This is a genomic window from Pseudoalteromonas sp. bablab_jr011 (assembly GCF_016464045.1).
Classification (GTDB): Bacteria; Pseudomonadota; Gammaproteobacteria; order Enterobacterales; family Alteromonadaceae; genus Pseudoalteromonas; species Pseudoalteromonas lipolytica.
This window is the reverse complement of record NZ_JACDWU010000164.1, coordinates 19,700-42,617: the sequence shown is the minus strand read 5'-3', so window position 1 is coordinate 42,617 and position 22,918 is coordinate 19,700. Positions and strand designations below refer to the sequence as shown.

At 41.4% G+C, this 22,918-nt stretch carries 15 protein-coding genes, 5 tRNA genes, 1 other RNA gene and 1 pseudogene; 11 read left to right on the top strand and 11 right to left on the bottom strand.

Annotated elements, in window-relative coordinates; translation table 11 throughout:
- Positions 1–163: 163 nt before the first annotated feature.
- From JIG41_RS07925 to folE2, 4 genes are all read right to left on the bottom strand, one after another.
- Positions 164–1,117, bottom strand: a complete 954-nt coding sequence (locus JIG41_RS07925; RefSeq protein WP_065978411.1) for a regulatory signaling modulator protein AmpE — start codon at positions 1,115–1,117, stop codon at positions 164–166.
- 1 nt (position 1,118) lies between these two features.
- Entirely contained in the window at positions 1,119–1,826 is a 708-nt protein-coding gene (gene mtnN / locus JIG41_RS07920; RefSeq protein ID WP_065978410.1) for a 5'-methylthioadenosine/S-adenosylhomocysteine nucleosidase, read from the bottom strand.
- Between the two features lie 103 nt (positions 1,827–1,929).
- Positions 1,930–2,529, bottom strand: a complete 600-nt coding sequence (locus JIG41_RS07915; protein ID WP_036970456.1) for a DUF2726 domain-containing protein — start codon at positions 2,527–2,529, stop codon at positions 1,930–1,932.
- An 80-nt stretch (positions 2,530–2,609) separates the two neighbouring features.
- On the bottom strand, positions 2,610–3,530 hold the full coding sequence (gene folE2, locus JIG41_RS07910) for a GTP cyclohydrolase FolE2 (RefSeq protein WP_182396174.1): 921 nt from the start codon (positions 3,528–3,530) through the stop codon (positions 2,610–2,612).
- A 174-nt stretch (positions 3,531–3,704) separates the two neighbouring features.
- Here folE2 and arcB point away from each other — a divergent pair, with 174 nt between their 5' ends.
- Complete coding sequence (gene arcB, locus JIG41_RS07905) at positions 3,705–6,032, top strand: aerobic respiration two-component sensor histidine kinase ArcB (RefSeq protein ID WP_199524543.1); 2,328 nt, start codon at positions 3,705–3,707, stop codon at positions 6,030–6,032.
- Between the two features lie 6 nt (positions 6,033–6,038).
- Here the strand turns inward: arcB and arcA are convergent, their stop codons facing one another.
- The 5 genes from arcA to trmB form a co-directional block, all read right to left on the bottom strand.
- Positions 6,039–6,755 carry a two-component system response regulator ArcA gene (gene arcA / locus JIG41_RS07900; RefSeq protein WP_036970449.1) on the bottom strand — a complete coding sequence of 239 codons (717 nt, stop codon included), beginning with the start codon at positions 6,753–6,755 and terminating at the stop codon, positions 6,039–6,041.
- Positions 6,756–6,860: 105 nt separating this feature from the next.
- Positions 6,861–7,382: a YfiR family protein gene (locus JIG41_RS07895; RefSeq protein WP_036970447.1), complete on the bottom strand. Its 522-nt coding sequence runs from the start codon at positions 7,380–7,382 to the stop codon at positions 6,861–6,863.
- A complete protein-coding gene (locus JIG41_RS07890) occupies positions 7,382–9,004 on the bottom strand; it encodes an ATP-binding protein (protein WP_036970444.1) in 1,623 nt (540 codons plus the stop codon). Before JIG41_RS07890 ends, JIG41_RS07895 begins: the two co-directional genes overlap by 1 nt.
- Before the next feature lie 118 nt (positions 9,005–9,122).
- Positions 9,123–10,151, bottom strand: a complete 1,029-nt coding sequence (locus tag JIG41_RS07885; protein ID WP_199524542.1) for a methyltransferase — start codon at positions 10,149–10,151, stop codon at positions 9,123–9,125.
- 17 nt (positions 10,152–10,168) lie between these two features.
- A complete protein-coding gene (gene trmB / locus JIG41_RS07880) occupies positions 10,169–10,894 on the bottom strand; it encodes a tRNA (guanosine(46)-N7)-methyltransferase TrmB (RefSeq protein ID WP_074989461.1) in 726 nt (241 codons plus the stop codon).
- A gap of 372 nt (positions 10,895–11,266) precedes the next feature.
- On the opposite strand from trmB, the gene mutY reads away from it, so the two are divergent.
- Together mutY and JIG41_RS07870 are read left to right on the top strand one after the other, a co-directional pair.
- Positions 11,267–12,343, top strand: a complete 1,077-nt coding sequence (gene mutY, locus JIG41_RS07875) for an A/G-specific adenine glycosylase (protein WP_206770731.1) — start codon at positions 11,267–11,269, stop codon at positions 12,341–12,343.
- A gap of 15 nt (positions 12,344–12,358) precedes the next feature.
- Positions 12,359–12,631 (top strand): oxidative damage protection protein, encoded by a 273-nt coding sequence (locus JIG41_RS07870; protein ID WP_036970432.1) that lies wholly within the window; start codon positions 12,359–12,361, stop codon positions 12,629–12,631.
- Between the two features lie 25 nt (positions 12,632–12,656).
- On the opposite strand, the gene JIG41_RS07865 is transcribed toward JIG41_RS07870, so the two are convergent.
- The gene (locus JIG41_RS07865) at positions 12,657–15,419 is read right to left on the bottom strand and encodes an ATP-binding protein (protein WP_199524541.1); all 2,763 of its coding nucleotides are present in this window, start codon (positions 15,417–15,419) and stop codon (positions 12,657–12,659) included.
- 265 nt (positions 15,420–15,684) lie between these two features.
- On the opposite strand from JIG41_RS07865, the gene JIG41_RS07860 reads away from it, so the two are divergent.
- The 8 genes and pseudogenes from JIG41_RS07860 to JIG41_RS07825 all read left to right on the top strand — a co-directional run bounded on the left by JIG41_RS07860 (position 15,685) and on the right by JIG41_RS07825 (position 22,350).
- Positions 15,685–15,760, top strand: a tRNA-Phe gene (locus JIG41_RS07860).
- 74 nt (positions 15,761–15,834) lie between these two features.
- A tRNA-Thr gene (locus tag JIG41_RS07855) sits at positions 15,835–15,910 on the top strand.
- 35 nt (positions 15,911–15,945) lie between these two features.
- A tRNA-Phe gene (locus JIG41_RS07850) sits at positions 15,946–16,021 on the top strand.
- Positions 16,022–16,078: 57 nt separating this feature from the next.
- Positions 16,079–16,154 (top strand) — tRNA-Thr (locus JIG41_RS07845).
- A 27-nt stretch (positions 16,155–16,181) separates the two neighbouring features.
- Positions 16,182–16,257 (top strand) — tRNA-Phe (locus JIG41_RS07840).
- Between the two features lie 305 nt (positions 16,258–16,562).
- Positions 16,563–17,991: pseudogene (locus JIG41_RS07835) on the top strand (efflux transporter outer membrane subunit).
- Positions 17,972–19,270: an efflux RND transporter periplasmic adaptor subunit gene (locus tag JIG41_RS07830; RefSeq protein WP_065978402.1), complete on the top strand. Its 1,299-nt coding sequence runs from the start codon at positions 17,972–17,974 to the stop codon at positions 19,268–19,270. Before JIG41_RS07835 ends, JIG41_RS07830 begins: the two are co-directional and overlap by 20 nt.
- On the top strand, positions 19,270–22,350 hold the full coding sequence (locus JIG41_RS07825; RefSeq protein ID WP_065978401.1) for an efflux RND transporter permease subunit: 3,081 nt from the start codon (positions 19,270–19,272) through the stop codon (positions 22,348–22,350). Before JIG41_RS07830 ends, JIG41_RS07825 begins: the two co-directional genes overlap by 1 nt.
- A gap of 370 nt (positions 22,351–22,720) precedes the next feature.
- On the opposite strand, the gene ssrS is transcribed toward JIG41_RS07825, so the two are convergent.
- Positions 22,721–22,904, bottom strand: a non-coding RNA gene (gene ssrS, locus JIG41_RS07820) — 6S RNA.
- Positions 22,905–22,918 lie beyond the last annotated feature (14 nt).

The following is a 22,918-nucleotide window of genomic DNA, read 5'->3' as shown; positions in this document are numbered from 1 at the left end:
CGATGATTTATAAAAATCTTACTGAAGCCCTTTTGCTATATGGTCTTTAGCTAATTTTGTCCCCACCTGCTTTAAGCAGCTTTAACTGAATAATATTCACATATTTATTCAAAAAACTGCTTAACTGACTGGCATTAAGCTTCGGCTGGTTTTTTTGTCGCAATTAGTTAACGAGCAATAGTGTGGCTATTTCGATTGCAACGATTGATAGCAGCCAGAATGCTTTTGCTTGATTTAAACGGTTTACAAGCACAGGAATATCATCGGCAGTGGGTAATCGTTCGGTGCCTACACGCATTTTATTGTAACGTTCGCCTTGATAAAGTGCGGGGCCGCCAAGTTGTACGTGTAAGGCTGCTGAGGTCACACTTAATAACCAGCCTGTATTCGTTTGATAAAAATGTCTACCGTAGTATTTAATATAATGAATACTGTGTTTACTGGCATTGGTTGCCGCAATCGTGATGGCAACTAATCGAGTGGGTAGCCACTCAAGGACAAATAACAGCTTTGCGATAGGTTTTAAAAATGGACTATTTGGCTGTTGCTTTTTACGCCATGATTGGTGAATAAGCGTTAATAAACGATAAACGATTGCGCTAATAGGCCCGCCGATTAAATAAAAGAATATAACGGCAAAATAATGCCTCGCACTTTGCAGCACCAATGACTCCATGGTGGCTTTACAGATACCTGGCGATGAAAGTCGTGACACATCACGTGCAACCAAACTCGATAGTAGCTCTTTTGCGATAGCTTTTTGATTTTGTTTTATGAGTCTAGCAATACGCAGCGACTTCTTTTCTTGTAAGCGGCTACTTAGCAGTAAATATAAGATTAAGCCATTCAGTAACTCGGGGTAGAAAGCAAACTCTAAGAACAATACAACAAGAACGACAATCACTAAAACGGTCAAAGTAAAGGCAAGGGTAGAGGCAAGATATTGATAACTCGTGGGGTTTGAACGGTTATATAAACGCTCTCCCAAGGCTGCGAATATAATGCTTAAAAAAGTGTTGGGGTGATACCAGCTAACTAAGGGGAAAAAGCGCTCAGCAAGGAGCGCTATAAAAAATACAATAATGTCCAAATGGGTTTGAACAAAATGTGTAATCACCTTATAAACTCACCGAGGTCAGTTTTTCTAATAGGGCCACAACCATTTTTGATGAATTAATTGATGCTGTTTCAATGTACTCTTCAAATGACTGCGGTGATTCTTTACCCGCTATATCTGACATAGAACGAATAACCACAAACGGCGTTTCAAGTACGTGGCAAGCTTGAGCAATTGCAGCGCCTTCCATTTCTACGGCAAGCATTGTTGGAAATTCAGCACGTGTTTTTTCTATACGTACCGGGTCACACATAAACGAGTCGCCAGTACAAATTAGGCCAATCATGGTCTTAACATCACTGATTTGGCTAACGCTTTGTTCTGCAGCTTCAATCAGTTTTGGGTGAGCTGCAAAACCAGCAGGCATTTGTGGTACTTGACCGATTTCGTAACCAAACGCAGTAACATCAACATCGTGGTGACGCACTTCAGATGAAATAACCACATCACCCACATTTAATGACGGTTCAAAGCCACCCGCAGAACCGGTGTTGATCACACAATCAGGTGTAAAGTTATCAATGAGTAACGTGGTCGCTACCGCAGACGCCACTTTACCGATACCAGACTGAACAAGTGTTACTTTATTACCTGCTAATTCGCCTGTGTAGAATGTAAACCCTGCTTTTGTCATCGTGCTTGGGTTTGCCATTGCTTCGCGTAAAATTTTTACTTCTGGCTCCATCGCGCCAATAATACCAACGTGCATAATATTTGATTCCTTAGATTGAATAGGATGATTATACCTAAAAATGTATAAAACAAACAAAAAAGCAGACCCGAAAGTCTGCTTTTGCCACTATTATGACAACTTATATTTCAGCAAGTGCGGTAGAGCTCGTATGAGCTTTTGCTTGAGATGGCGACAATACTGCAGGCTTTGTAACACGGTTGCGTGTTGGTCTTATCGGCGCTGCTGCAGGTTTCCCTAGCTTAAACATAATCGCATCACGGACTTCCCTTGGTTGATAACCCGATTTCACCTTCATACGAATATGAGGAATGCCAGCCGCTTCTAATGCGCCACTAACAAACCAATCTCGCTGTGCTTTATGACCGTCTTTGTTGGTATTATTTACTAAATCAACAGCTGCAACGATTGTTAGCTTTTCTTTATCGATAAGCACATAATCTAATTGCTTACCTTTTGCCTTCGTCATGGCTGCTCGCTTTGCTTTAACAGATAAGCCTTGCTTGCAGTCAATTAAATCGATTAGTTTTACGCGGCTTACAATTTTGTATTGATCGCCAACGGCACGTTCAAGAAGGTTTAAAAAAGCACTTTCAACTTGAGTAAAAACACTTTGTTTACGAGTGAAAGGGTACGGGTTTCCGCCATCATCGCTGAACTTTGACGCAACAACAGAAGCCACTACGACTAAAACTAAAATTGATAATAAAGCGAATTCCATAAGGTAACTCCACAACAACAAATTGACACTGAAATATAAAAGCAATATGTGTGCCTAAGTGTCGGGAGTTACCAAATTATTTAAGCAGTATAACCGCCAGCAACTCCTTTTACGGCAATTGCAACAGCATCATGCGCATGGAGTGATTCGTAGTGGTTGATTTGCAACCAGTAATCGGCATAATCTTGCTCTTCTAACAGCCCTTTGATTTTACGAGCCGCGTCTTCACAGAACATCAGGTTTTGGCCATTTAAACGTGCAAATTCTTGCTCGTCTTCACGTTTAACTGCCGCTTGCACAGGGGTTTTTAATTCACCTTCTAATGCATCTATTAAGCCAACCACATCAAAGCTGGTGAGAGCGTTATCAAGCTTCACTTTCACATTTGCAATTGATCGCTGAGAGTGCGGTGTGGCGACAATCCCTTCTGTTGTGCCAAGCCAGTTTAAAACTGTTTGTTTATCAAGTTGTTGCTCTGCAAATTTTTCATCAAATGCATGTTGAATTAATTGCCTTGCGAGCGCAGCTGAGCATGGGCAAGTCGATGAGTAAGTGACATCAACCATTAGCTCAAAGCTTAATACACCTTGATTAATTTTGGCTATTAGGTGGATTGGGTAGTTTTTCCAACCCACTTTGCCACTCAACAAAGACTCACGACGCAACGGAAGCTCAAACTTAAATTCAATTTGTGCTTGGTCACTTAAATCATCATGGCTACTAATAAAGGTATCAAGTGCCTGAGCAAGTGTTTGTGGGTTCACTTGCTGCTCAGTTGATAAGGTATCGAGTGCTAAAAATAAGCGCGACATGTGAATGCCTTTCGCATCTTCTTTATGTAAATTTACAAATGCGCGTGCTTTAGCAACTACATTTACAGGGGCAATATTGCGAGATTCAAAAATGAAAGGAAGTTCAATTTCGCCCATGCCAACCCAGTCTAATTTTCCTGTTCGTAAGGCGGGAGCCGTATCAGCAATATCTGGCATCGTGGTCTGCATGGTAATACTCATTCTTTGCAATTATTAAAGCGCGGTATTTTACATGAAAAAATATAAAAAACGCGGCGTTGATGAAAAAATTCTGTGTTTATCGCACAATATGAATATTTCATAAGGAATAGTGATAAAATTAGCTATGCTGTTTTTTTTAGATTATGTGCCTAAGCTTTATCTATGATTGATTCTTCTTTGAGTCCGTGGGCTCGCACACTCTCAAGCTTTATATCAAAATACGGTGAATTCAAAACCGCCGCAGCTTGCTATGCCCTGTTATTGGTTATGTCTTTAATATTGTCGTGTATGTTTTACTACGTGGCAGTTGGAACCGTAACCTTAGTTGATGTATTGGCTGTAATGTTTTTTACGGCTGTCGTATCGCCAATTTTAATTTCTGTACTGTTAAATTCTATTCGTCAGTTAGAAGCGTCATACAGTTACTTAGACAGTGCAACCAAACAAGAAAAGCTCTTAAACCAAACGTTAAAAGACAATATTAGTCGCCTTAATGAAGAAATTGACGAACGTAAAATGGCGTTTCATGCCAAACACCGAGCAATTGAAGAGTTAAGACGAGAAATTGCCGAGCGTAAGAAAACACAACAAGAGTTAGCACAACAGGGCATGTTACTTCGCTCTATTGTCGACTCCTCACCCGATTTATTCTACTACCGTGATAACAATGGTGTGTTCGCTGGGTGTAATAAAATGTTTGAAGAGGTGATTGGTAAAAGTAGCGAAGACCTGATTGGCAAAAGTGTCGAAGAAATTTACCCAAGCGATTATCTACCTGAAGTATTACGCACCGACAAAAAAGTGTCGCAGACTCATCAAGCACTCACTTTAGACGTTGAATACCCTGTAGGAGGGGAGAAACGTTGGTTTGAAATGCGTAAATTGCCGTTTATTAATGAAAAAGGTGAATACATAGGCTTACTTGCGTTCGGTCGTGATATCACCAGCCGTAAAGAAGCTGCTCAAGCGCTAGAGGCAGCCTACAAAGATAAAGGGAAATTCATTGCTACTCTGAGCCATGAATTAAGAACCCCACTTAATGGCATTGTTGGTTTAACCCGCATGCTACTCGATACTGAGCTCGATAAGCAGCAACGAAGCTGGTGTAACACGGTGTTCTCAAGTGCTGAAACGCTGGGTAATATCTTCAATGATATTATAGACTTAGATAAAATTGACCGTGAGCAACTTGATATTGTAGCCGATTCAGTGAATGTTGCAGACTTTATCAATGATGTTGTGAACTTTGCGGGTTTAATTGCTGAACAAAAAGGCCTCGACTTTAATATCAAGCGTAAAGGCACGCTTGATGTGTATGCGTCTTTAGATCCAACCCGCCTTCGCCAAGTTGTTTGGAACCTTATTAATAATGCGGTGAAATTTACCCAGCAAGGTCATGTAGAACTCGAATGCCGCCGTGAAAATCGCCCTGATGGGCCTTGGTTAGTAATGCGAGTGAGTGATACAGGACAAGGGATCCCTCAAGAGCAGCTACACCGTATTTTTGACATGTATTATAAAGCGCCAGATATAAATGGCACCAACGCAATTGGCTCGGGAATTGGTTTAGCCGTAACCAAAGCGTTGGTTAGTGCTATGAAAGGTGAAATACATGTTAGCAGCACAGAGGGCGAGGGCAGTGTATTCGTGGTAGAAATCCCCCTTAAACTTTGTATTGCGCCAACCGAGCAAAGCTATGCAGTTCGCAGCTTAAACATTTTGTTAGTTGAAGATGTGCCATTAAATGCTGAAATAGCAACTAACCTGTTAGAGCAGCGTGGTCACGAAGTTATTTGGGCTGAAACCGGTGAAGATGCGCTGTCGTTTGTTTACACCGAGGATGATTTAGACTTAGTGCTATTAGATATGCAATTACCCGACATTAATGGTGATGAAGTAGCAAGGCAAATTCGTGATGATGAGCATTTTGATAACTTACCGATAGTTGCCCTTACCGCCAACGTAAGAAGCGCCGAAGAGGAGCTCGCTGGTATAAGTATTCAAGGTGCATTAGCAAAACCAATTAACACCACGAAGCTTGATAAAATGCTGGGTGAGCTATTTGATATTAAACAGCAAAAAGTACCTGACTCTGCATCTGTTAAAGCCGCTAAGCCGAAAGATCTTTCCGGTATCAACGTAGAATTACTCGACATTGAAACCATTGAAGATTTTGTTGGCTCTATGGGGTTAGAGGTGTTTAAACGCAGCGCTGCGTTATTTGCTAAGCTTAACCCGCAGTATCAAACAGAATTAGCCGATGCTCTGGCTATAGACGACAGAGAAGAATATAAATCGGTAGCCCATAAGCTAAAAGGTGCTGCAGGTTCTGTTGGTTTAAACGATGTGCAATTACATGCTAAAAAGATGGAACACGGTGCGCTTGATGAGAGTGCAGAAGAACTGCAAGAGTGGTTAAGTGTTTTAGCAGATAAAATAAATGAAGGGCATGAAGCCCTCCAATTATTTTTACAACAGTTAGAAGATTAGTTCTAATTAGTTGTCAATTTTACCAATGAAGCGGTAGCCTTCACCATGGATGGTGCTGATAAGCTCAGATGTGCTGTTATCGCTTTCAAAGTGTTTTCTAATACGACGAATTGTTACATCAACTGTACGGTCGTTAGCACGTAGCTCGCGGCCAGTCATATGCTTAATAAGTTGCTCACGGCTAAAGATACGGCCAGGAGAGTCAAGCATTAAGCGTAACGCACGGTATTCACCTTTAGGTAGACGTTTAGCATCGCCACTTGGTGATGTTAAACAACGGCTGTTTTCATCAAGTTCCCAACCGTTAAATGTAATAACACCATTTGTTTCGATATTAGCTTCTTCGCCACCTAACGCTGTACGAGAGATTAGGTTGCGCGCACGAATCGTTAGTTCGCGAGGGTTGAACGGCTTAGTGATGTAATCATCTGCACCAATTTCAAGACCTAGAATACGGTCAACGTCGTTGTCACGACCTGTTAAGAAAATCAGGCCAACATTGCGTTTTTGACGTAATTCACGAGCTAAGATTAACCCGTTTTTACCTGGTAGGTTGATGTCCATAACTACAAGGTTCACATCATCATTATTTGTAAGCTTGTCATGCATATCATCGCCATCAATGGCTTCAATAACTTTGTAACCTTCAGCTTCAAATAAACTAACGAGGTTTAGTCGAGTTACGTCTTCATCCTCTACGATCAGAATGACTGGCGTTTGCATTGTATATTAACCTTTTCGGAAATTTTATTTACAAAAATTCGGTATTATCAAGCAAAACCGAATACTAGAGATTATAGGAGTAGATCCAATTGTTAACAAGTAAAATCAATTTGGATAAAACTTAGCCATAGCTAACAATCGAGATTGCACTTTAAAGTTCTGCTGCAATACGTGCTGCTTATTGATATACAGTCGGATTTTATTCCCTTCTTGAACCAGAGAGGCTATGCCGCCGTTTTCTAAAAAACTGATACTTTCACCTATTGTTAAAGTATCCAATGAAATTGTATCGGTCCAAAGTGGAAGTATATCATTTTCTAATGTTTCATCAATGTATGTGATATCACAAAGTTGAGAAAGTTCAGAAATTTGCTGAGTTTTTTTAACTAATATCACATTAATTGGTTTGTTGTTAATTTGCAGTTCATCTCGGTCCTTCATAAATGCACCAGGACCACTATTTAAACTGTAAAAACAAAATGACACAGGGCGTGCAGTGTCATCATGTGTGAACTCAACAAACTTCGCAATTTGAAATAAAAATGCCGACTTTACTTGGTCAGGCGACTTAGCCTGCGCGGGGTATGTTATAAGCACTAATACAAATAGATAAAAGAGCGCTCTCATTAAACTGCACCTTCGTTCAATGGCAGAGTAATAATAAAGTGAGCGCCTTCATTACTTAGCTCATCGTAAATAATGCTGCCCCCTAATGCTTGGGTAACTAAATTATAAACGAGGTGCATGCCTAGACCACTTCCACCTTCGCCACGTTTGGTGGTAACAAAGGGATCAAAAATTCGTTTTTTAATCGATTTGTCTACCCCAACGCCATTGTCGAAATAATGAATGACTAAGCTGCTCTCATTACGCTCAACGTCAAAGGTTATTTCGTTATTTTGATTGTCAGTAAAAGCGTGTATCACGGAGTTACTTAACAGTTGTTGTAAGATCTGTTGCAGCGGCCCTGACTTTGTTTCGATGCTAATGTCGTGACTGCAATTAATGTTTACTTTAGGGCTGCGGTATTCAATTTCTGAACGCATTGAGAGCACAACATCACTTAATAGGTTATGTAAGTTAACCAGAGAAGTCATTTCGCCATCTTGGTTTACAGCCACCTTTTTGAAGCTCGACACCAGTTCGGCAGCGCGGTTGAGGTTACGATAAATTAAGTCGAGGTTTTCAATGCCATCATCTATAAAGCGTTTTAAATGTGCCGATGTTAAGGTTTTTTGTTCAAACAGCGTATTGATTTCAGCCAGCTTGTCACGCAACAGCGTCGACCCGGTTATCCCCAGACCAATTGGGGTGTTAACTTCGTGTGCGACCCCTGCAACCATTTGGCCCAACGAAGCCATTTTTTCGTTTTCAACGATTTGGTTTTGATATTGATGCATTCGCTCAAGGGTGTTGAGTAGCTCTTGGTTTGCTTCACGAAGGGCAATGGTTCGCTGATTTACTTTTTCTTCAAGGCTTTGGTTGAGTTGTTTTATCTCTTGTTTATCTTTTTCATGGCGCTCAATTTGTTTTTGAGTGCGCGCAAGCATGATGTTTAAGCTGCCCGCGAGTTGATTTATTTCATCAATATTGGTTTTTTGCGCGCGCGTTTCATAATTATGATTTTTAGAAACGTCTTGCAGCAACACACTCAGCTCATCAATGGGGTTTGCAATACGCTTTTGAATACTTCGCGCAACAAAAAACACTAATACCAGTACGAACAGCGTCAGTAGGATATCAATCATAATTTTATGATTAATGTATTCATTTAATCGGTCTAGACCACCGCGAATATACACATAGCCAATGGTGTTCCCCTCGTAAACGATAGGGGTAACAAGCTCAATAACTTTATCTTTAACATTAGGTACTAATAAGTCATTAATACTACCTACTTTAATCGGAACGGGCGGCGTTTTGCTGGCGTTAAAGCTACTGAAAAAAACCGGTTCATTAGAAAGCTCGTCAATAGAGTAAATATGAATGTTTTTTATTAAAGGTACTGACTCAAATGATTTTAAGCGCTCAGTTTCTGTTTCGTTATCGTCGAATAGCACGGTAACTTGTGCGTTGTATGCGACAATTTTAGATAAAATAGTAATCTTATCGATGATGAGTGATTTTTGCTCTTTTACATCAAGGTAGGTCGAAATAGAAATAGATAGCGACAAACAGAGTGCGGTAACTAACATTACTGCGTTAGTTAAAGCTTTGCGAATACTTGTTTGTGCAGAGAATATTGACATGCGCTGTCTAAAGCCAATCTTTTTAGTATTATTAGTAACTTCTTAGTCTAGCAAAGACAACAAAAAGTAACTAAATAATAAGAAAAATATTTCAACAACCAATATTAATTAACGAAAACTAAACCGCTGAGTAAACTGAAAACTTAGTATTTTTGAAGTCAGTTGTGTATTGACCAAATTGTGCTTCAAGAATAGGAGGGTATTTCAAAAAGCTGTTCGCGACGATTGTAAGCTTACCCTGTTTAGTAAGGTGTTGTTTTGCATTAGCTAAAAACGCTTCAGCAATTGTGTAGTCGGTCGCAATGCCGGTATGAAAAGGTGGATTACTGATTATTAAATCAAATTTACCATCAATACTTTCAAGACCATCACTTAATATTGCGTCACCTTGTAAATTGTTTAACGCAAGAGTCTGTGTGGTGGCATAGGTTGCAAGTGCGCTGACATCACTGCAAGTAAACACAAGGTCAGGGTGTTTAATTCCTAGATAGGCGGCAATTACACCAGCCCCACAGGCAAAATCGAGTACTTTACCTTTACTGATATTAGGAGCGTTATTTAATAGCACAGCGGTCCCTACATCGAGTGCGCCATGGTTAAATACCCCCGGTACACTGATAGCGGTAAATTCAAGATCGCCCGCTTTAACTTGAAATGGCTTGTGGTAACGGCTTATATCAAAACTATCGTTTAATGTCAGCTCAGAAAAAAGGTATAGAATACAGTGTTTGGCGCTATCGATTTTGTTACTAAAACCACACAAATCCTTAAGCTGTTTTTCTGCTGACTTAACGCCACCTTTGTTTTCACCAACAATAAGAAGCTGTGCATCTTCTTTACAAATAGCGCGAATATTATCAAGACACATTAAAGCTTCAGGCTTCGCTTTAGGGTAGTAATAGATAACTAAGTCGTAATTCCCTTCAGGAATAGTGTGATCAACCACCGCGCGTATGCCATTAATTTTACTGGCATACTGTGCATTTGCGTGGTTATAGCTAAATGCAGTTATGGCCGCATTTGGGTTTAATGCTTTTAGCTCTCGTAAAAAGCCATCTTGTTCAAAGTTAACCACTAAAATGGATTGCCCAACTAACTCTTCGTCGTTGCGAAGTAATAATAAACTGGGGTTGGTTAACTTACTCATTCTGGCTTTACCTTATGTTACTTCGTACGTTCAAACATTAAATCCCATACACCGTGACCTAAACGGTGACCGCGTTGCTCAAATTTAGTCAACGGGCGAGAATCAGGGCGAGGAACATAATCGTTTGTTTCAGATTGGTTTTTGTAACCTTCTGCAACTTGCATAACTTCTAGCATGTGTTCTGCGTAATTTTCCCAGTCTGTTGCCATATGGAAAACCCCACCTATTTTTAACTTGCTACGTAGTTTTTGTGCAAATTCAGGTTGCACGATACGACGCTTGTGGTGACGCTTTTTATGCCATGGATCAGGGAAAAACAGTTGCAGCTTAGATAAGCTTTCATCGGCAATACAGTCAGCCAACACTTCAATAGCATCGTGCTCAAATACACGTAGATTGGTAATACCCGCTTCATCGGCATCCATTAAACATGCACCCACACCTGGGCGATGTACTTCGATACCAATAAAGTTTAACTCAGGGGCATTTTTAGCCATTTCAACAAGTGATTTACCCATACCAAAGCCGATTTCTAATACGATATCGTTATCGTTACCAAAGACGTCTTTCAGGTCGAGCATGCCGTTTTTATGCTCAAGGCCCATTGTTGGCCAACACTTTTCGATGGCGGCTGCTTGGCCTTTAGTTAGGCGACCTTCGCGCTTAACGAAACTACGAATAGTGCGGATATATTTACCCTCTTGCTTTGCTTGCTCGAGGTTAGGGTTACTTGAGTCATTCATATAATTTGGCCTGATAAAAACACGGACTATAGAAAAAGGGTGCGTATTATCCCTGACCAGCGCCTTGAGTACAATAGTTAGGACCTGTTTATCTTTCGAGATTAATTTTGCTGTAGTGAATTTGATATTGAGGCATGGCGGAGTTTATGACGTGGAGAGGGGGCATAATTGGCAAAAGCGCTGTGTCGCTGTTAATTACGCGAATAAATATGCGAAGCGCTTTTGCTCTATTTAAGGACGGATTAACACTTATATTAACTCTTATTTAATCCTGTAAGGGTAACACGCCTCGATGCTGGGTTTTCACTTGCTTGGCCTAACTAACTGCAATAGACTGAGCCGCAATGAGCTTCAGCAAGTAAAGATGTTATTTTGAATTTAAGCAATAAGGAGTCAACTTGGTTTGCTAACCAAGTGGTTGACTGGTATCACCTTCATGGTCGTAAGACACTGCCATGGCAGTTAAATAAAACCCCTTACAAAGTATGGATCTCCGAAGTGATGTTGCAACAGACGCAAGTGATCACTGTTATCCCATACTTTGAGAAGTTTATGCAAAGCTTCCCTGATATTATCGCGCTCGCTAATGCTGATGAAGATCAGGTATTACATCACTGGACTGGGCTTGGTTATTACGCCCGTGCCCGTAATTTACATAAAACAGCAAAAATAGTCCGTGATAAATACCAAGGCAAGTTTCCTACAACCCTCGAAGAAGTCATGGATTTACCTGGCATTGGCCGCTCGACTGCAGGCGCTATTTTATCGTTATCGCTGGGTCAACATCACCCTATTTTAGATGGTAATGTTAAGCGAGTTCTTGCGCGGTTCTTTATGGTTGAGGGCTGGTACGGGGTTAAAAAAGTTGAAAACCAGCTTTGGTCGTTATCGTCTCAGTTAACCCCCAAAGAGTCGGTTACTGAATTTAACCAAGCCATGATGGACTTAGGAGCAAGTCTTTGCTCTCGCAGTAAGTTTGATTGTCAGCCATGCCCGTTAAAGAGTAAATGTCAGGCATTTAATCAAGGTAAAGTGAAAGAGTTTCCACACTCAAAACCTAAAAAAGCGGTGCCTAAAAAAGCGTGTCATCAACTTATTTTAGCCTGTGACAATAAAGTATTAATGGAAAAGCGGCCAAGTAGCGGTATTTGGGGAGGTTTATTTGGCTTTTTTGAATTTACCGAGTACAGCGAGTTAGAACACTTTTTAGCACAACATGGTTTAACTGATAACACGCAAGCACTTGAGGCATTTACCCATGTATTCTCGCATTTTGAATTAACCATTAACCCACATGTGCTAACCTTACCGGCAATTCCTGATTTTATTAACGAGCGCCAACTTGTTTGGTATCCGCTTGACGAATCGGTTGAAGTTGGGTTGGCTGCACCCACTAAAAAGCTGGTTAAACAATTAAGCACAATAGATTACAATAGCATCACGCAATAAGAGTAGAGAGCAATTATGGCACGTACAGTATTTTGTCAAAAGTTACAAAAAGAAGCTGAAGGCTTAGGCTTCCAACTATACCCAGGTGAGCTTGGTGAAAAGATTTTCAACAACATCAGCAAAGAAGCGTGGGGCCAATGGCAGCATAAGCAAACAATGCTGATCAATGAAAAACATTTAAATATGATGGACCCAGAGCACCGTGCTTTTTTAGAAGAGCAAATGGTAGGGTTTTTATTTGAAGGTAAAGACGTAGAAATTGAAGGCTACCGTCCACCTGAAAAATAATAGAAAAGGGCCAAAAGGCCCTTTTTTATTGCTCGGTTTCAGCTTTTTTAATTTGCTCTTTGAGAAACTGCGCTACCTTAGAGTACTCAATTTCAAAACCATCACGCAGCTCAATTAGCTCATCGCTGGTTGGCTCTTCGTTTTTGCAAAAGTGCTCAAATTCAGCGGCAAGCTCGGCGACTTTCATCGCACCAATCGTTTTCGAAATTGATTTTAGCTGGTGGCACGACGAAATAATGCTGTCGATGTCATGTTCAATGACACCCGCATTAATATTTTTAGTCAATTGATTACTTTGCTCTAAATACATTTTAAAGAAGCGCAGTTTTTTAGCCTCATCGTTATTAATATATTTAGCGAGCATGTTCATATCGATAGGCATAGCTGATTTTTTGGCTTCAACCGATGTGCTTTGTGGATTTCTTTTGTTAGACCACTTTAATAAGGTGGATTCAAGCACATTTAATTCAACAGGCTTAGTGATGTAATCATTCATACCAATGCTCAAGCAACGATCTTTTTCACCTTTAAGCGCATTTGCTGTGATTGCTACTATATACGGTTGTGCATTAATGTCTTCTAGCTGAGAAGCTTCTTCGCGAATACTTTTTACCATGTCGTAACCTGACATTTTTGGCATGTGTAAGTCGGTGAGAATAATCGCATAGTGATTTTTTCGCCACAGCTCTAAACCTTGTTGGCCATTTTCTGCCAACTCGACCCCGTAACCGAGTAAATGAAGTTGGTCAGTTAACACTTGCTGGTTTAAAACATTATCTTCCACTAACAGAATAAGCTTATTTTCCTCGCGCGCTTGTTCAACGCTTAAGTAGTTGTTAAATGTTTTTGCAGAAGTAATTTGCTTTGGCTGATGTAAGCCCGCAGCAACAAGTAGCGACATCATAAAGTTAGACTTACACAGTGGGGCAGCATTTAAATAGAAAATATTTTTATGATTAACGGCTGCTTCATCTAATTTACTGAGAACGATTACTTGTTGGTGGTTATCTTCTAGCGTGTAAAGCAGGCGGCGCAATATATAATTAATGTCCTCCATGCTTTCGATCCCATCGAGAACCCAAATAATATCTTTACTGTCTTGTTCTGCTTCTATTTTTTCGTTGCTGTCGGCAATGACGGCGGTGGCCCCCATAAACGAGAGATAGCGCGTTAATAGTTTTTTACGGCCATCATGATTCGTAACAACCACAACGCGCTGATCTTTAATGACGTGTTTATGTGCAAAATCGACTTTACCTTGCGTGCTAAAAGGAAGTTCTACAATAAATTCACTGCCGATACCCAAGTCACTGGTGACAGAAATAGTGCCCAGCATAAGCTCTGTTAAGCTTTTACAAATGGATAACCCTAGGCCTGTTCCACCGTATTCACGCGTAATTGAGCTTTCGGCTTGTATAAAGGGATTAAATATTTCGCCAAGTTGTGCGCGTGTCATCCCTTTGCCATTATCAGAAACACCAAAGCGTAAGGTGTAGTGATCGGTGGTATTTTGCACCACTTCTACTGATATTTTTACGCAGCCTTTACGGTTATCATCGGTGGTGGTGAACTTAATGGCGTTACTACATAGGTTGTACAGTACTTGGCGTACGCGAACAGTATCTCCAATCAGGTTGGTTGGAATGTCGGGGGCAATGGCAAGCTCAAGGTCAAGATCGCGCTTTCTCGCGACAGATGACAACACCCGCGCGACCTCTTCAATGGTGTCTGACACTGAAAATGGCGTATTATCTATATTAAGTTTACCCGCCTCGATTTTAGAAAAATCAAGAATATCATCCAAAATTCCCAATAATGAAAACGCTGAGTCTCTAATAATGGTGCTTAGTCTATGTTGCGCTCCATCAAGTTCTGTTTGACGCAGTAAATCAATTGTACCAATCACGCCATTCATGGGAGTGCGAATTTCATGACTCATGGTCGCTAAAAAGGTCGTTTTGGTTTCGTTTGCTTGTTCTGCTTTTAAGGTGGCTTGTTCAAGGGCCAGTGTTCTGCTTTGTACCTCTGCTTCAAGACCGCTTTGTAGTTTTTCTAAGTCTTGCTGAGCGGCTTTGTTTTCGGTAATAACCGACAACACTTTATTAAGTAATTGATTAATATTTTTAGCGACTTTATCTAAGCCAAAATCGAGCTCTTCTGTCACCTGCGTTTGATAATCGGCATTTTGTGTTATTACCATTAATTCGTTGCTGAGTGATTCGCTGTTTTTCATAAAACGCTTATTAATTAATACACTCAAGGCAAATGATAAAATAACTAAAGCTAAAAGCGTTAAACCCGCGAGGGCATACGAGAGCGCGGCTGATTCTATGATCGGTTGCTGCTGTGGATGTTGTTTTACTATAAGCTCACCAACGGGTTGATCATTCAGCTCAAGCACCGTATGAATAATTGTGCCTTGAGCAAGTTGCTGGTCCACTTTACTTGAAGCGATAAGCGCCTCTTTGTTATTAGCGTAGACAAGCGATGCATCGCCATTAATTTCGTATCTATATAAGTAGTAATCAAAATCTTTATTAAGCAATAGGCTTAAATCGAGTACTTCTTTAACTTTATCTTGTCCAGGCATAGTGAGTGCGCTGATAAGTGGTGCAGATAATAACTCTGAAACTTCTATTGCAGTTAAGCGAGGGGGCTCTGTTTGCTTCGGCGCGTTACTGGTTGGGTAAAAGGAGTAAGCAACCACCGCTAATAGGGTGATAACTACGTTTGTTATTATAAAGAGAGGTAATAGGCCTTTTACAGTAGAGGTCGATTTACTCGGCATGGGTCTTATCCAATAATTTTACAGCAAAATTAAGCAGTTCCTTGATGGTAGAACAATCCTACCATCAACGAAGAAAAATTCACCACGTTTTTACCTAAGGAAACCAAATAACAATTAGAGTAAACTATCAGAAAGCGTCAGTTTGATGCTTAAATAACCGTAAAAGTATTAAAAATAGCAATCTTGATGGAAAACTGTTCAAACAGTTATAAAGCTCAAAAAAAAAGTTGACTTGCGAAGGCAAAACCCGTTTAATACGCCGCACGCCCAGATAGCTCAGTCGGTAGAGCAGAGGATTGAAAATCCTCGTGTCGGTGGTTCGATTCCGCCTCTGGGCACCATTATTAAAAATATTGGTGTTTTAAATCAAAAGATTATAACATTAATATAGTGCAGCAGCACACAGCTTTAGTGTGCCGACTTAGCTCAGTTGGTAGAGCAACTGACTTGTAATCAGTAGGTCATCCGTTCAACTCGGATAGTCGGCACCATTTATTAAAAGTCTAGTTAATTAACTAGTTTTTAAGCCCAGATAGCTCAGTCGGTAGAGCAGAGGATTGAAAATCCTCGTGTCGGTGGTTCGATTCCGCCTCTGGGCACCATTATTTGATAATTACTTTTAAAGTGATTATAGTGCGCAACGCACACAGTTTTAGTGTGCCGACTTAGCTCAGTTGGTAGAGCAACTGACTTGTAATCAGTAGGTCATCCGTTCAACTCGGATAGTCGGCACCATTTATTAAACAATTAGTAAATTGTTATGCCCAGATAGCTCAGTCGGTAGAGCAGAGGATTGAAAATCCTCGTGTCGGTGGTTCGATTCCGCCTCTGGGCACCATTATTTAAAAGCCTCGCTATTGCGGGGCTTTTTTGTTTCTGTTGCAAAAAATAGTAACAAGTAATGGTCATAGGCTTTGAGTGTTAAACCGGTCGCTCCTAATACAGTTTCACTCATGGTTGCTTTTTCTCCTCAAATTGCTCACAGCTTACGTTTGAACGTTGTAACTCTAATCTCATCGCTAAATACCTGCCGTTTATCGTACTACAACGTCAACGAGTGTAATTTTATGTAAAGTCAGTTGAGCAAAACTTAATGCAATGCTTGAATTACACTCATAAATAGTTATTTTTCAGGTTTTTATGATGAATTGGCAATGTAGGCCAAGTTTAGTTGCCTTAAGTGTGGTTTTGCTAAGTGCATGCGCAAGCCAGCCAACGAATAGTGAACGAGTACCAGAACTTGAAGCTATACCAAACGCTTGGCAACAACTAGACAGTGCTTCAAAAGTATTAGCTGTGAAGGGTAATTGGTTACAGCAGTTACAAGATCCACAGGTGCTGAGCTTAGTTGAACAGGCTTTAGCGAATAATCAGGGGATTTTACAAGCGGGTTATGATGTTGCAATTAAAGAGCAACAACTCGTTGCTGCGGGTGCGGCTTTGTGGCCAAGCTTAGACTTATCAACACGAACTAGCCGCAGTAAAGATAACCGCCCGGTAAATTATAATAATGCAAGTTCAGCATCACTTGAGCTCGGATACGAAGTTGATCTATGGGGTAAGTTGTCGGCGTCAGAGCGCCAAGCTAACTTAGAATACTTAGCAGAGAAAGCGTCGTTTGAGCAAGCTAAGCAGCAGTTAGTTGCTGATGTTGTTTCGGGTTGGTTTAATGTGATCAGCAATCATAAATTGCTCGATCTTTATAAGCAGCGCGAACAAAATGCAGAACAAAACTTATCAATCATTGAATCTGGTTACCGCCAAGGTCTAAACGAAGCACTGGATGTTTACCTTGCTCGCAATGAGCTAAATACAGAGCGTTCAAACATTGCAGAGCAGCAAGCTACGTTAACAAAATCAATTCGTGATTTAGAGCGTTTAACAGGGCAATACCCTAGAGGAGCGCTTACGGTTAGCGCAGACTTACCTTTACTTGATAATGCCATACCGCTTGGTTTGCCGTCTGAGCTTATTACCCGTAAACCTGATTTAATGGCCAGTTGGTATCAATTACTCAGCACCGATGCCGGTCTTGCGTATGCGCACAAACAGCGTTTTCCAAGCTTGAACTTATCAGCCTCAATCAGTGATAGCACTGATCGAATGAGTGATTTATTTTCGCCTTCAAGCCTTGCCTGGTCTTTACTTGGCAGCATTTCGATGCCGTTATTTGAAGGCGGACGTTTAAAAGCGAACGAAGAGCAAGCTAGGCTCAATGTTAAACGCCAAGAACAAGTTTACTTAGCGACTCTTTATGATGCATTTAACGATGTTGAAACAGCAATAAGCCAAGAGCAAGCGCTAAAAGTGCGTTACGAAAAAACACTTGAAGCACAAAAAAATGCCATCGCGGCAGAGCAACTTGCTTTTGAGCAATATCAAAGTGGTTTGGTAACCTACACCACGGTTCTGGATGCACAAGACCGCTCTTTTAACGCACAAAGTTCAGTTATTCAAATTAAAAACCAACTTATCATCAACAGAATCAACTTACATATTGCCCTCGGGGGTGATTTTAGTGAAGCAAGCACCGAAGTAGCAGAGCAATAATCATGAAAAGCAAAACTCGTAAAATATTAATTCCACTCGTAGTGATAATCGTGACGGTACTTTTAGTGATGTTTATAAAAGGGAATCCGCCGCAAGCTAATCGCTTTTCATCACCTCCTAAAGCAAAAGTGAATGTTGCAGTTGAGAGCCTCACACCGCAAAGCTTTCAAATTATGATCGACAGTTTTGGTACAGTGAAACCGCGCACACAGAGCAAGTTGGTTGCGCAGGCCTCAGGACAAATCATTAAAATAAGTGAGCAATTCCGTGAAGGAGGCTTTTTTGAAAAAGGCGATGTACTTGTACAGCTTGATGATAGAGATCACCGCGCTGAAGTTAAATCAGCGCAAGCCGCACTATTAACCGCTGAACAAAGTTTACTTGAAGAGCAAGCGCGTGGCCGACAAGCTATGACAGATTGGCAGCGCCTAGGTAAAGGCGAAGAAGCGAGTAGCTTAGTACTTCGCAAACCTCAACTGGCAGCCGCAGAGGCGAGTGTATTATCGGCACAAGCCAACCTTGAAAAAGCAAAACTTGATTTAGAGCGAACTAAAATAACCGCGCCTTATGCAGGACGAGTGTTAAGCCGCAGTGTTGATTTAGGCCAAGTTGTTAGCAATAACATGGAAATAGCCATTATTTATGCTGTAGACAGTGTTGAAATTAGGCTACCGATTAAAAATAAAGACTTACCGTTTATTAATTTGCCGGAGCAATTCCGCGATGGTGCTAAAAATAGTGCGGGTTCACTTGTCGAGTTCAGCTCAAACCTAGTAGGCAAACAGCATTGGCAAGGCCAAGTGATTCGTACCGAAGGTGCGATTGATGAAAGTGCTCAGCAACTTTATGTTGTGGCGCAAATTCACGACCCGTATAAAGCCACAAGCGACAACCAGTACCCCATTAAAATTGGTCAATATATTAAAGCGCAGATTAAAGGTAAAACCGTTGAGAATGCTTTAGTTATTCCAAACAGTGCAATTTACCAAGGCAGCTATGTGTACACCGAGGAAAAAGGGGTTTTACGTCGAAAAGACATTACGCTGGCTTGGCAAAATGCAACTCAGGCAATCGTGGCTGATGGTTTATCGGCTGGAGATAATTTAGTGCTTACGCCACTTGGGCAAGTAAGTTCAGGTACGCAAGTAACGGTAATGGGCAGCGAAGCTTATCAAGCTACGCGCGCGGATACACCGCGACTAAGTCGCGAAGAGCTTGAAAAGCAAGCAAAAGAACAAGGCATTACGGTTGAAAAATTGATTGAGCAACGCCGCGCCGCTCGTGAGCAAGGAGCGCAATAATGATAGCTTGGTTCACAAAAAATCATGTTGCAGCTAACTTATTGCTGATCAGCATTTTATTAGCGGGGTTATTTAGCGTTTCAACGCAAATACCGCTTGAGGTGTTCCCATCATTTGAATCTGATCGCATCAGCGTCAGCGTCTCATTACGTGGCTCTACACCTGAAGACGTCGAGAAAGGGGTCACAATCCGAATCGAAGAAGCGGTGCAAGATTTAGAAGGTGTAAAACGCATAACGAGCCGTTCAGCTGAAGGCTCGGCTTCTGTCACAATTGAAGTCGAAACAGGTTATGACCCGCGAGAGTTATTAGCGGATATAAAAAGCCGAGTCGATGCGATTAATACCTTTCCGGTTGATGCTGAAAAGCCGATAGTGTCGCTCGCTGAATGGAAACGTGAAGTAATAGCGGTCACTGTTTCAAGTATTTATGGTGAAAAAGAAACCTTAGAATATGCAGAAACAGTGCGCGATGAATTATTGCGCCTACCTAGCGTGACTCAGGTTGAGCTAAGTGGGGTGCGCAATTATGAAATTGCTATTGAGGTAAGCAAAGATACCTTGCGTCAATACGATTTAAGTTTGTCGGATATCTCTTCTGCTATTCGTAATTCAAGTACCGATGTCTCAGCAGGTAACTTAAAAACAGAAGGGGGCGATGTGCTTATTCGCTCTAAAGGGCAGGCATATCGTAAAGATGAGTTTTCAAAGATTGTAATTAAGCATCAAGCCGATGGCACGATCATTCGCTTGGGAGACATTGCTAGCATTAAAGACGATTTTGAAGAAACCCCGGTACGCACGCGTTTTAATGGTAAACAAGCCGCCTTTATTGATGTTTATCGTATTGGCCCACAAAGTGCGATTGAAGTTGCAGATGCCGTGAAAAACTTTATTGTCGCACAGCAAGATAACCTGCCTGAAGGCTTCGAATTAAGCTACTGGGATGATGACTCAGAAGTGGTGAAAAGTCGTATTGCAACCCTCACCAGCAATGCGATTCAAGGTGGCATTCTGGTGCTTGCTTTGCTGACACTGTTTTTACGTCCCGCTATCGCATTTTGGGTGTTTATTGGTATACCGGTATCGTTTATGGGGGCATTTTTAGTGATGCCACTATTTGGTATCACATTAAATGTTATTAGTTTATTTGGCTTTATTTTAGTGCTGGGTATTGTTGTGGATGATGCGATTGTCACCGGCGAGAATGTCTATACCCACTTAAAAACAGCCGAAACAGGTGAGCAGGCTGCAATTCGTGGTACACAAGAAGTAGCGACCCCAGTGACATTTGGGGTATTGACTACGGTGGCTGCATTTTTACCGCTTGCCTTTATTGAAGGTGCGCGTGGTGCTATTTTCGCGCAAATCCCTGTGGTGGTTATTCCTGTATTACTGTTCTCGTTAATTGAGTCTAAGTTTGTATTACCGGCACATTTAAAGTATTTAAAGCTGCGCCACGAAAAGGGTGAGCCTACTAAGCTGGAGCGCTTACAACAGCGTTTTGCCGATGGCTTTGAGCATGCCATTATGAAATATTACCAACCGCTGCTTAATCACGCTCTTAAGAATAAACTGGCAACAGTCAGCTTGTTTGTGGGGATTTTCGTTATTATTTTAACGTTAATTACCAGTGGCTGGACAAAGTTTGTGTTCTTCCCGCGCATTCCAAGTGAAACAGTGAGAGCCTCAGTAACATTTCCTGCGGGTACACCGTTTGAAGTCACTAATAAATACGTGATTAAAATGTCTGATAAAGCAAAAGAGCTGCAAGATAAGTACCGTGACGAAGACGGTCAAAGTGTTATTTTAAACATTTTGGCTACTACAGGTGGCCGTGGTGGCGCGTCTAATTCGGGGAGTGTTCGGTTTGAAATTATGCCAGCAGAAAAACGCGAATCAGACATTGGCTCTCGAGAACTTGCGAGTGAATGGCGCGATTTAATTGGTATTATCCCTGGTGCGGAAAGCGTAACCTTTCGTGCTGAATTTGGTCGAACATCAAGCCCTATCGACGTACAGCTAACAGGCAATTCAATATCGACACTTGAGCAAGTTGCAGAAAAAGTAAAGCAACGTTTGGCAACATACCCAACAGTGTACGAAATTGCCGACAGCATGTCCGATGGTAAAGAAGAGCTGCAAATTGAGCTAACAGAGCAAGGTTTAGCGCTTGGTTTGAATCGCGTTGATGTGTCGCAGCAAATACGTAACTCGTTTTTTGGTGCGCAAGTACAGCGCATTCAGCGTGGTCGTGACGATGTACGTGTTATGGTGCGCTTACCCATTGATGAGCGCCGTTCAGTAGCCGATTTAAAAGATATTCTTATAAATACACCTAGCGGTGGTACGGTGCCATTGTCGCATGTTGCCACTTTAGTGCCGGGACAAAGCCCGTCATCAATTTACCGTATTGACCGATACCGTACGCTTAATGTGACTGCCGATGTTGAAAAGTCAAACACCAACATGACAGTGCTGCAGGCAGACCTAAAATCGTACCTTGATGAACTAATGCAGCAATTCCCTGGTGCAGACTATTCGCTTGAAGGTGAAGCTAAAGAGCAACGCGAGTCATTTGGGTCGCTTGCTTGGGGGCTGGTGTTTGTGTTTTTCATTATTTATGCGCTGTTGGCAATACCGTTTAAATCGTATATGCAGCCATTGATTGTCATGAGTGTGATCCCCTTTGGCATGATAGGTGCGGTAATGGGGCATTGGATCATGGGGATGGAGCTTACCATTATGAGCTTGCTCGGTATGCTGGCCTTGATTGGCGTGGTTGTGAATGACTCACTGGTGCTGGTTGATTTTATCAATAAAAAGCGCGAGGAGGGCGGTGACCTTCTTGAAACAGTTAAAATGGCGGGAGCATCGCGTTTTCGCCCAGTAATGCTCACCAGTTTAACCACTTTTATTGGTTTAATGCCGTTGTTATTTGAAAAAGCCACACAAGCACAATTCTTAATTCCGATGGCGGTAAGCCTTGGGTTTGGAATTATTTTTGCAACCCTTATTACCTTATTACTTGTTCCGGTTAATTACTTATTGATGGAACGTTTTCAGGGATGGTTTAAATAGGCTTGAGACTAGGTACTCGTTATTAGATTCTAAATACAAGTACTCAGTGCTATAACGCGGGGTAAACCCGCTGCTACAGGTAAAAAGGTGGCGGCGGATTTATTCCGCGTTTTTATTCGTAGGTAGATTCGAGCGTAGCCAAATCAAGTAAGTTAGCAAATTCTAAAGATTAAAGATAAACCGAAGAAGACCTTTAAACGCCAAAAAATTAAATGCCAAATGGTCTAGGTGAGAATTTATTCTGCGTGCAAAAAATACAGTTTAGAAAAATATAAAATGAAAGTATTGATAGCTCGTAGCTCGTAGCTCGTAGCTCGTAGCTCGTAGCTCGTAGCTCGTAGCTCGTAGCTCGTAGCATGAAGTAATGAAGGTGTTCCCCAAGTATGCGGTGCCCGGTGTCAGTCCTGAAACCTTGAGGTTTCAGGGCGGGAATCTGCGGTCTACCGTAGGCTTCTCGGTACATGCCGAGCTTGCACAATAGTAAACGAACAGAAACCCTAACATAAAATTTATCGGCTCAGGGACTTAACCAAGCTCCAACACCCTAGGGAACATATTCAGTATATAA

Bases quoted from the DNA above. Each gene is read 5' to 3' on its own strand.
- JIG41_RS07825 (WP_065978401.1), top strand. From the start codon at position 19,270: ATGATAGCTTGGTTCACAAAAAATCATGTTGCAGCTAACTTATTGCTG.
- mtnN (WP_065978410.1), bottom strand. From the start codon at position 1,826: ATGCACGTTGGTATTATTGGCGCGATGGAGCCAGAAGTAAAAATTTTA.
- JIG41_RS07895 (WP_036970447.1), bottom strand. From the start codon at position 7,382: ATGAGAGCGCTCTTTTATCTATTTGTATTAGTGCTTATAACATACCCC.
- JIG41_RS07865 (WP_199524541.1), bottom strand. From the start codon at position 15,419: ATGCCGAGTAAATCGACCTCTACTGTAAAAGGCCTATTACCTCTCTTT.
- arcB (WP_199524543.1), top strand. From the start codon at position 3,705: ATGATTGATTCTTCTTTGAGTCCGTGGGCTCGCACACTCTCAAGCTTT.
- arcA (WP_036970449.1), bottom strand. From the start codon at position 6,755: ATGCAAACGCCAGTCATTCTGATCGTAGAGGATGAAGACGTAACTCGA.
- trmB (WP_074989461.1), bottom strand. From the start codon at position 10,894: ATGAATGACTCAAGTAACCCTAACCTCGAGCAAGCAAAGCAAGAGGGT.
- JIG41_RS07830 (WP_065978402.1), top strand. From the start codon at position 17,972: ATGAAAAGCAAAACTCGTAAAATATTAATTCCACTCGTAGTGATAATC.
- folE2 (WP_182396174.1), bottom strand. From the start codon at position 3,530: ATGCAGACCACGATGCCAGATATTGCTGATACGGCTCCCGCCTTACGA.
- JIG41_RS07885 (WP_199524542.1), bottom strand. From the start codon at position 10,151: ATGAGTAAGTTAACCAACCCCAGTTTATTATTACTTCGCAACGACGAA.
- JIG41_RS07870 (WP_036970432.1), top strand. From the start codon at position 12,359: ATGGCACGTACAGTATTTTGTCAAAAGTTACAAAAAGAAGCTGAAGGC.
- JIG41_RS07890 (WP_036970444.1), bottom strand. From the start codon at position 9,004: ATGTCAATATTCTCTGCACAAACAAGTATTCGCAAAGCTTTAACTAAC.
- JIG41_RS07915 (WP_036970456.1), bottom strand. From the start codon at position 2,529: ATGGAATTCGCTTTATTATCAATTTTAGTTTTAGTCGTAGTGGCTTCT.